This window comes from Asanoa siamensis (assembly GCF_016862555.1).
Lineage (GTDB): Bacteria > Actinomycetota > Actinomycetes > Mycobacteriales > Micromonosporaceae > Asanoa > Asanoa siamensis.
Genome location: NZ_BONE01000066.1, coordinates 35,640 through 42,698, shown reverse-complemented (window position 1 = coordinate 42,698; position 7,059 = coordinate 35,640). Strand labels below are relative to the sequence as shown.

General features: G+C 70.6%; 7 protein-coding genes. 5 read left to right on the top strand and 2 right to left on the bottom strand.

The genetic code is table 11. From position 1 onward, the window contains the following. The first annotated feature begins 5 nt into the window (after positions 1 to 5). The 5 genes from paaA to paaE are packed head-to-tail and all read left to right on the top strand — an operon-like array spanning position 6 to position 3,479. Positions 6 to 929: a 1,2-phenylacetyl-CoA epoxidase subunit PaaA gene (gene paaA, locus Asi02nite_RS30860; RefSeq protein ID WP_239127278.1), complete on the top strand. Its 924-nt coding sequence runs from the start codon at positions 6 to 8 to the stop codon at positions 927 to 929. Further along, positions 926 to 1,207: a 1,2-phenylacetyl-CoA epoxidase subunit PaaB gene (gene paaB / locus Asi02nite_RS30855; protein ID WP_203717517.1), complete on the top strand. Its 282-nt coding sequence runs from the start codon at positions 926 to 928 to the stop codon at positions 1,205 to 1,207. Before paaA ends, paaB begins: the two co-directional genes overlap by 4 nt. Beyond that, the gene (paaC, locus tag Asi02nite_RS30850; protein ID WP_203717516.1) at positions 1,204 to 1,908 is read left to right on the top strand and encodes a 1,2-phenylacetyl-CoA epoxidase subunit PaaC; all 705 of its coding nucleotides are present in this window, start codon (positions 1,204 to 1,206) and stop codon (positions 1,906 to 1,908) included. Before paaB ends, paaC begins: the two co-directional genes overlap by 4 nt. After that, positions 1,902 to 2,369 (top strand): 1,2-phenylacetyl-CoA epoxidase subunit PaaD, encoded by a 468-nt coding sequence (gene paaD, locus Asi02nite_RS30845; protein ID WP_203717524.1) that lies wholly within the window; start codon positions 1,902 to 1,904, stop codon positions 2,367 to 2,369. Before paaC ends, paaD begins: the two co-directional genes overlap by 7 nt. 3 nt (positions 2,370 to 2,372) lie before the next feature. Beyond that, complete coding sequence (gene paaE / locus Asi02nite_RS30840) at positions 2,373 to 3,479, top strand: 1,2-phenylacetyl-CoA epoxidase subunit PaaE (RefSeq protein WP_203717515.1); 1,107 nt, start codon at positions 2,373 to 2,375, stop codon at positions 3,477 to 3,479. Here paaE and Asi02nite_RS30835 read toward each other — a convergent pair. Together Asi02nite_RS30835 and Asi02nite_RS42460 are read right to left on the bottom strand one after the other, a co-directional pair. After that, positions 3,467 to 4,285 (bottom strand): SWIM zinc finger family protein, encoded by an 819-nt coding sequence (locus tag Asi02nite_RS30835; RefSeq protein WP_203717514.1) that lies wholly within the window; start codon positions 4,283 to 4,285, stop codon positions 3,467 to 3,469. The genes paaE and Asi02nite_RS30835 overlap by 13 nt on opposite strands. Then, complete coding sequence (locus tag Asi02nite_RS42460; protein ID WP_203717523.1) at positions 4,285 to 6,828, bottom strand: SNF2-related protein; 2,544 nt, start codon at positions 6,826 to 6,828, stop codon at positions 4,285 to 4,287. The genes Asi02nite_RS30835 and Asi02nite_RS42460 overlap by 1 nt, the downstream gene beginning before the upstream one ends. Between the last annotated feature and the right edge of the window lie 231 nt (positions 6,829 to 7,059).

The following is a 7,059-nucleotide window of genomic DNA, read 5'->3' as shown; positions in this document are numbered from 1 at the left end:
CGGCTCTGCAGGACTATTTCGACGCGGTGATCGCGGCCGACCAGAAGATCGAGCCGCGTGACTGGATGCCCGACGCGTACCGCCGCGGTTTGGTCCGGCAGATCGCCCAGCACGCCCATTCCGAGATCATCGGCATGCAGCCCGAGGGCAGTTGGATCGCCCGCGCGCCGTCGCTCAAGCGCAAGGCGATCCTGCTGGCCAAGGTCCAGGACGAGGCGGGACACGGCCTCTACCTCTACGCGGCCGCGGAGACGCTGGGGGTCAGCCGCGCGGAACTCGTCGACATGCTCCTCGACGGCCGCCAGAAATACAGCTCGATCTTCAACTACCCGACGCTGACCTGGGCCGACATCGGCGCGATCGGCTGGCTCGTCGACGGCGCCGCGATCGTCAACCAGGTGCCGCTGTGCCGCTGCTCCTACGGGCCCTACGCGCGCGCGATGATCAGGATCTGCAAGGAAGAGTCCTTCCATCAGCGGCAGGGCTACGAGATCCTGCACACGCTCGCGCAGGGCACGCCCGCGCAGCACGAGATGGCCCAGGACGCGGTCGACCGCTGGTGGTACCCGTCGCTGGCGATGTTCGGCCCGCCCGACACCGACTCCACGCACTCCGCCCAGTCGATGGCCTGGAAGATCAAGCGGTTCTCCAACGACGACCTGCGCCAGCGGTTCGTCGACATGTGCGTGCAGCAGGCCGGCGTCCTCGGTCTGCGGATCCCCGACCCCGACCTGCGCTGGAACCCCGACCGTCAGGCGCACGACTACACCGCGCCCGACTTCGACGAGTTGATGCGGGTCATCAAGGGCGACGGTCCGTGCAACGCCGAGCGGATGGCGCACCGCCGTCGGGCCCATTCCGACGGCGCCTGGGTCCGCGAAGCGGCCGCGGCCTACGCCGAGAAGCAGAGGGAGGCGGTGACCGTATGAGCGGTGAACCCTTGTACGAGGTGTTCGTGCGGCCGCGGCGTGGGTTGTCACACACCCACGTCGGCAGCCTGCACGCGCCCGACGCCGCGATGGCGCTGCGCAACGCCCGCGACGTCTACACCCGGCGCGAGGAGGGCGTGTCCATCTGGGTCGTGCCCGCCACCGCGATCACCGCGTCGAGCCCCGACGAGAAGGACGCGTTCTTCGACCCGGCGGCCGACAAGGTCTACCGGCACCCCACCTTCTACGACGTCCCTGACGGAGCGCAGCACCTGTGACGACGGTCGACTACGTTCTCCGGCTGGGCGATGACGCGCTGATCACCGCCCAGCGCCTCGGCGCCTGGTACGCGGCCGGCCCCGAGATGGAAGAAGACGTCGCGCTGGCGAACATCGCCCTCGACCAACTCGGCGCCGCCCGGCTGCTGCTGACCTACGCCGGCGAGCGGGAGGGCGCGGGCCGCGACGAGGACGCCCTGGCCTACCAGCGGGACGCCGCCGCGTTCCGCAACTGCCGCCTGGTCGAGCAGCCGGAGCCCGACTTCGCCGCGGTGATCGCCAAGCTGCTGCTGCTCTCCGCGTTCCAGCTCCCGCTCTACGAGGCGCTGGCCGCCGGCGCCGACGAGCGGCTGGCCGCGATCGGTGGGAAGGCCCGCAAGGAGTCCGCCTACCACCTCGACCACAGCACACTGTGGACACTGCGGCTCGGTGACGGCACCGACGAGTCGCACGAGCGCATGCAGGCCGCGATCGACGCGCTCTGGCCGTTCGTCGACGGCCTGTTCTCAGGCGAGGGCGGCCCGGTCGCCCCCGCCGCGATCCGCCCGGCCTGGACGTCCACTGTGGAAGACGTGCTCAAGCGGGCGACGCTGAGCGTGCCGGCCCCCGTCGCCGAGCCGGCCGGGGAGCGCCCGCACCTGGTCGAGCTGCTGGCCGAGATGCAGGAGCTGCACCGTGCCCATCCGGGGGCCCGCTGGTGACCCCACGGGAGGCGGTGGCCGCGGTCGTGGACCCGGAGCTGCGCGTGGTCACCATCGACGAGCTCGGCATCCTGCGTGACGTCGAGACCGACGAGCACGGCCACGTCACCGTCACGATCACCCCGACCTACACCGGCTGCCCGGCGATGGACGTGATCCGCGCCGACATCGGCGCCGCCCTGCGCGCCGCCGGGCACGGCGACCACGAGGTGCGGACGATCTTCGCGCCCGCCTGGACCACGGACTGGATCTCCGCCGGCGGCCGCGACAAGCTCGCCGCGGCCGGCGTCGCGCCGCCCGGGCCGAGCGGTGGGCCCGTGGCGCTGTCGATCGGCGTGCGCTGCACCCACTGCGGCTCACCCGACACCGAGCAGCTCAGCCGCTTCGGCTCGACCGCCTGCAAGGCGCTCTGGCGCTGCCGCGCCTGTGGCGAGCCGTTCGACGCGATGAAGGCGTACTGACCCATGAGCGTGACGATCAGCCGGCCGACCCGCCGGCGCCCGGTGTTCCACCCGCTGCCCGTCGCCGCGATCGACCGGCTGACCGACGACGCGGTCGCGATCACCTTCGCCGTGCCCGTGGAGCTGCGCGACCAGTTCGACTTCCGGGCCGGCCAGCACCTGACCGTGCGCAAGACCGACGACGGCGACGCCCGCCGGTCGTACTCGATCTGCTCCACGCCGGCCGACCTGGCCGCCACCGGCCTGCTCCGGATCGGCGTCAAGGAGATCCCCGGCGGCGTCTTCTCCACCTACGCGGCCGGCGCGCTGCGGCGCGGCGACGCGATCGACGTGATGCCGCCGCTGGGCAAGTTCACCTCGGCGTTCGACGCGGGCCGGCGGCGGCACTACGGCGCGATCGCCGCGGGCTCGGGGATCACGCCCGTGCTGTCGCTGGTCGCCACCGCCCTCGCGGTCGAGCCCGACAGCCGGTTCACCCTGCTCTACGGCAACCGGTACGCCCGCAGCGTGATGTTCGCCGACGAGCTGGGTGACCTGAAGGACCGGTACGCCGCCCGGCTGCACCTGGTGCACGTGCTCTCGCAGGAACCCGGCGAGTCCGAGCTGCTCTCCGGCCGGATCGACGCCGACCGGCTGGCCCGGCTGCTCGACCTGGTGATCCCGGCGGACGCTGTCGACGAGTGGTTCCTGTGCGGGCCGTACGGGATGGTCACCGACGCCCGCAACGTGCTCGCCGGCCGCGGCGTCGCACCGGGCGCCGTACACACCGAGCTGTTCCACGTCGACGACGTGCCCGAGCCGCCGCGGCGCGCCGGCGGCACCGGCGAGGCCGGCCCGGTCGAGGTCTCGGTGCTGCTCGACGGCCGGGTCTCCACCCTGCGGATGCACCGCGACGAGCGGGTCCTCGACGCCGCGCTGCGGGTGCGCTCCGAGCTGCCGTTCGCCTGCAAGGGCGGCGTCTGCTCGACCTGCCGGGCCCGGATCGTCGAGGGCGAGGTCACGATGGCCCGCAACTACGCGCTCGAGCCGGACGAGGTCGCCCGCGGCTACGTGCTGACCTGCCAGAGCAGCCCGGTCACCGACAAGCTGGTCGTCGACTACGACGGCTGATCGTTCAGGCTTCGATAGACGGGGCGGAGCAGGTCGACCAGCGGGATGTGCCGCACCTTGACCGGCGGCGGGTCGAGCACCCGCAGCAGCAGCTCCGGTGGCGCGGCCGCACCGCCGGGCAGCTCCTTGAGCTTCGCCAGCGACTGGGCGGGCGCGTAGAAGTCGGTCACGGCCAGCGGCCGGTCCGGCACCTCCAGCGGGTCGGCCGGAGGCTCGTCGGCGGCCGGGCCGCGCAGCGCGCCCAGGAGCTCGTCGCGCGCCCGGCCCCGCCAGGCGAGCACCAGGAACGGGTCCTCGTCGAACGCCTCCGCGAGCAGGTAGAGCACCGCGGAGAGGTGCTTGCACGGGAAGCCCCAGTCCGGGCAGGTGCAGCTCATGTCCAGGTCGGTGGGGAACAGCGGCAGGCCGAGGTCGTCGAAGACCGCGACGATCTCGATCGGCATCTCGCCGGCGAGCAGCTTGGCCCTGAACACCGCCTGGTGTGCGAGGGCCTCCTCGACCCGTTGCCAGGCCGCGTCGTCGTACACCGGGATGGTGATCTTGACCTGATAGGGCGCGGTGCGCGAGCCCTGGACCCGCGAGTGCACCGAGCCGGGCTCGAGGTCGAGGTCGAGCACCTGGCCGGCCCGGGCGTAGCGGCGGCCGCGCTCCAGGCGGCCCTTGTCGCAGATGCCCTCGAGGATGTCGATGAACCGGCGCGACCACCACTCCTCGCCGATCCGGCCGCGTCGCGAGCGGGCCTTGATGCCGCCCTCGACCTTGATCGCCTTGCCGCCCTCGAACCAGCCGTCGGGACCCACCGGCATCAGCCCACCGCCTTCGGGTCGAGCGCGAACAGGTCGCGCAACTCGTCGGTGGACAGCTCCGTCAGCCACTCCTCGCCGGTGCCCACGACCCGGTCGGCCAGCGCCTTCTTCCGCTCGATCATCTCGTCGACCCGCTCCTCGATGGTGCCGGTGCAGATGAACTTGCGGACCTGCACGTTGCGGGCCTGCCCGATCCGGTACGCGCGGTCGGTGGCCTGGTCCTCCACCGCCGGGTTCCACCACCGGTCGACGTGGATGACATGGTTGGCGGCCGTCAGGTTGAGCCCGGTGCCGGCCGCCTTGAGCGACAACAGGAAGATCATCGGCTCGGCGTCGGTCTGGAAGCGGGTGACCAGCTCGTCCCGGCGCTGCTTGGACAGCCCACCGTGCAGCCAGAGCACCGGCCGGTCCAGGTGGGCCGCGAGGTAGGGCTGCAGCAGCGCGCCGAACTCGGCGTACTGGGTGAAGACCAGCGCCTTGTCGCCCTCCTCGACGATCTCCTCGGCCAGTTCCTGCAGCCGGGCGAGCTTGCCGGACCGCCCGGCGAGCTTGGACCCGTCGCGCAACAGGTGGGCCGGGTGGTTGCAGACCTGCTTGAGCCGGGTCATCGCGGCCAGCACGTTGCCCCGGCGCTCGATGCCGGAGCTGGACCCGATCTTGTTGAGCATGTCGTCGACGACGGCCTGGTAGAGCGCGGCCTGCTCGGGGGTGAGCGGGCACCAGACCTTCATCTCCAGCTTCTCCGGCAGGTCGGAGATGATCGACTTGTCGGTCTTCAGCCGCCGCAACACGAACGGCCCGGTGGCCCGCTTCAATGCGGCCGCGGCGTCGTCGTCCTGCCGCACCTCGATCGGCTCCTGGTAGCGGCGCCGGAAGGTCTTCGCCGGGCCGAGCAGCCCGGGATTGGCGAAGTCCATGATGGACCACAGCTCGGCGAGATGGTTCTCGACGGGCGTGCCGGTCAGGGCGAGCCGCGTACGAGCCGGAATCGCCCGCACGGCCTGCGACTGCCGGGTGCCGGAGTTCTTGATGGCCTGCGCCTCGTCACAGACGACCCGCCCCCACTCGACCCCTTGCAGGGCCCCCAGATCCCGCAGGGCGGTGCCGTAGGTGGTGATCACGAGATCGGCGCCGGAGAGCCGCTCGACGTCCCGGGTGGCACCGTGATGCACGTAGACGTCGAGGGAGGGCGCGAACTTCTCGGCTTCCTTGCGCCAGTTGCTGACGAGCGACATAGGACAGACGAGCAACGTCGGCCCGACCTCCCCACCGCGCTCCCGCTCGGAAACCAACAAAGACAACGTCTGCGCGGTGTTGTGGCAGAGCATTCCGCCGGCGACGAAGTTGTGGTGCTCCGCCACCTCGAAGTCGTAGACGTAGCCGTCATAGTCGAGATCTTCGACGCTGATCACGCGCGCGTAGAAGACGTCCTGGTTCGTCCGGCGATCCAGCCGGTCGCGAATCGCGGTGAGTCCGGCGCGGTCCACCCCCGCATACGCGGCGCGGGTGCGCGCGGTCCATTTGCTGCCGGGCAACGCCAGGTAGGCATGTTCGGCCTCGCCAGTCAAGATCCGGTCGAGGGCGGCGACCGCCGCTGCGGCACTCGTGCGGGAGAGTTCCTGGGTGCCGGCGAAATAGACGGTTCCCACACCGAAATGACGTTGCGGCAAGTTGGTCAGCGTACGGGCGGCAACGAGCAGATCGTGTCCGGGGACGCCCTCCACATTGGTATTGGCCTTGGTCATGCAGATCCCCGCCAGCTTCGCGTGCTTGGCGGGGTCGCCGAAGCCGACCAGCGTGTAGAACCGGCGCAGGCTGTCGCCGCCGATGACACCGACTCGATACGGGCGGGTCGTTCGAGAACCGTTCGAGGCGGCCTTGTGCTTCGTCGTGACCCGCATCCAGATCCCGAAGCGGCGTAACAGCGTCACGAGTTGGTCCATCAACCAGCCGGACGCTGAAGCGATCTCCACCATCCGCATACGGGCGTTGACCGATCCCTCCGCGCTGAAGAACTCGCGGAGGAAGAGTCGAACCGAGGCAAGATCGCCCGTCATGACGAGGTCGGGGATGCGTTTCTGCGCGGAACGCCGGCCCCAGACATAGCCATGGCTCCCGAGGAACCTCGCGTAAGCCGTGCTGTCGAACCGCAACACGTGACAGTTGCGATCGGCGAAGACCCGCGGCGAGTTCACGCGGAGCTGGAACGAGTCGCCGACCGCACGTATGTGATCAACCAGCTCTTGGAGGATCGCGGGGTTCTTTTGAGTGATTCGGAGCGTGCCGCCGCGTGACTCGTCTCCTTCGCTGATCTGCCAGGCGAGCAGCCGGACGAGGTCGTGACTGACCGGAGCTCCGGTCCATTCGAGCCGGCCCGGTACGGCGAGGACATCGCCGACCGCGAAATCCCGGGTCCATCCCTCGATTCCGCGGAGGCGGTGACGTCGAGTCAGCAGGAGGCGGCTGCCGTCGTCAAGTGTCACCTGGCGTACGGGCTCGGCGATCCGCTGGCGATAGATCCGGGTGACCGGCGCTGTCACCATCCGGCCGTCCGAGTCGAGCGCATTGGTCACGAGCGGTGCGGCCGGCGTGCGCCATGTGCCCTCGCCGTCGTGGGTCTCGCTGCGCTCATCGCCGTACCGCTGCCATGCGTCCGCCGCACTCACCAGAGTGCCGTTGAGGAAGACCGGCGAGTCCGGGCCGAGGCACTTGCCGAGGCCCATGTCGTCGGCGAGGATGCCGCCGATGCCCAGGCGCGTGAGGAAGTCCAACCA

Bases quoted from the DNA above. Each gene is read 5' to 3' on its own strand.
- paaB (WP_203717517.1), top strand. From the start codon at position 926: ATGAGCGGTGAACCCTTGTACGAGGTGTTCGTGCGGCCGCGGCGTGGG.
- paaE (WP_203717515.1), top strand. From the start codon at position 2,373: ATGAGCGTGACGATCAGCCGGCCGACCCGCCGGCGCCCGGTGTTCCAC.
- Asi02nite_RS30835 (WP_203717514.1), bottom strand. From the start codon at position 4,285: ATGCCGGTGGGTCCCGACGGCTGGTTCGAGGGCGGCAAGGCGATCAAG.
- Asi02nite_RS42460 (WP_203717523.1), bottom strand. From the start codon at position 6,828: ATGGTGACAGCGCCGGTCACCCGGATCTATCGCCAGCGGATCGCCGAG.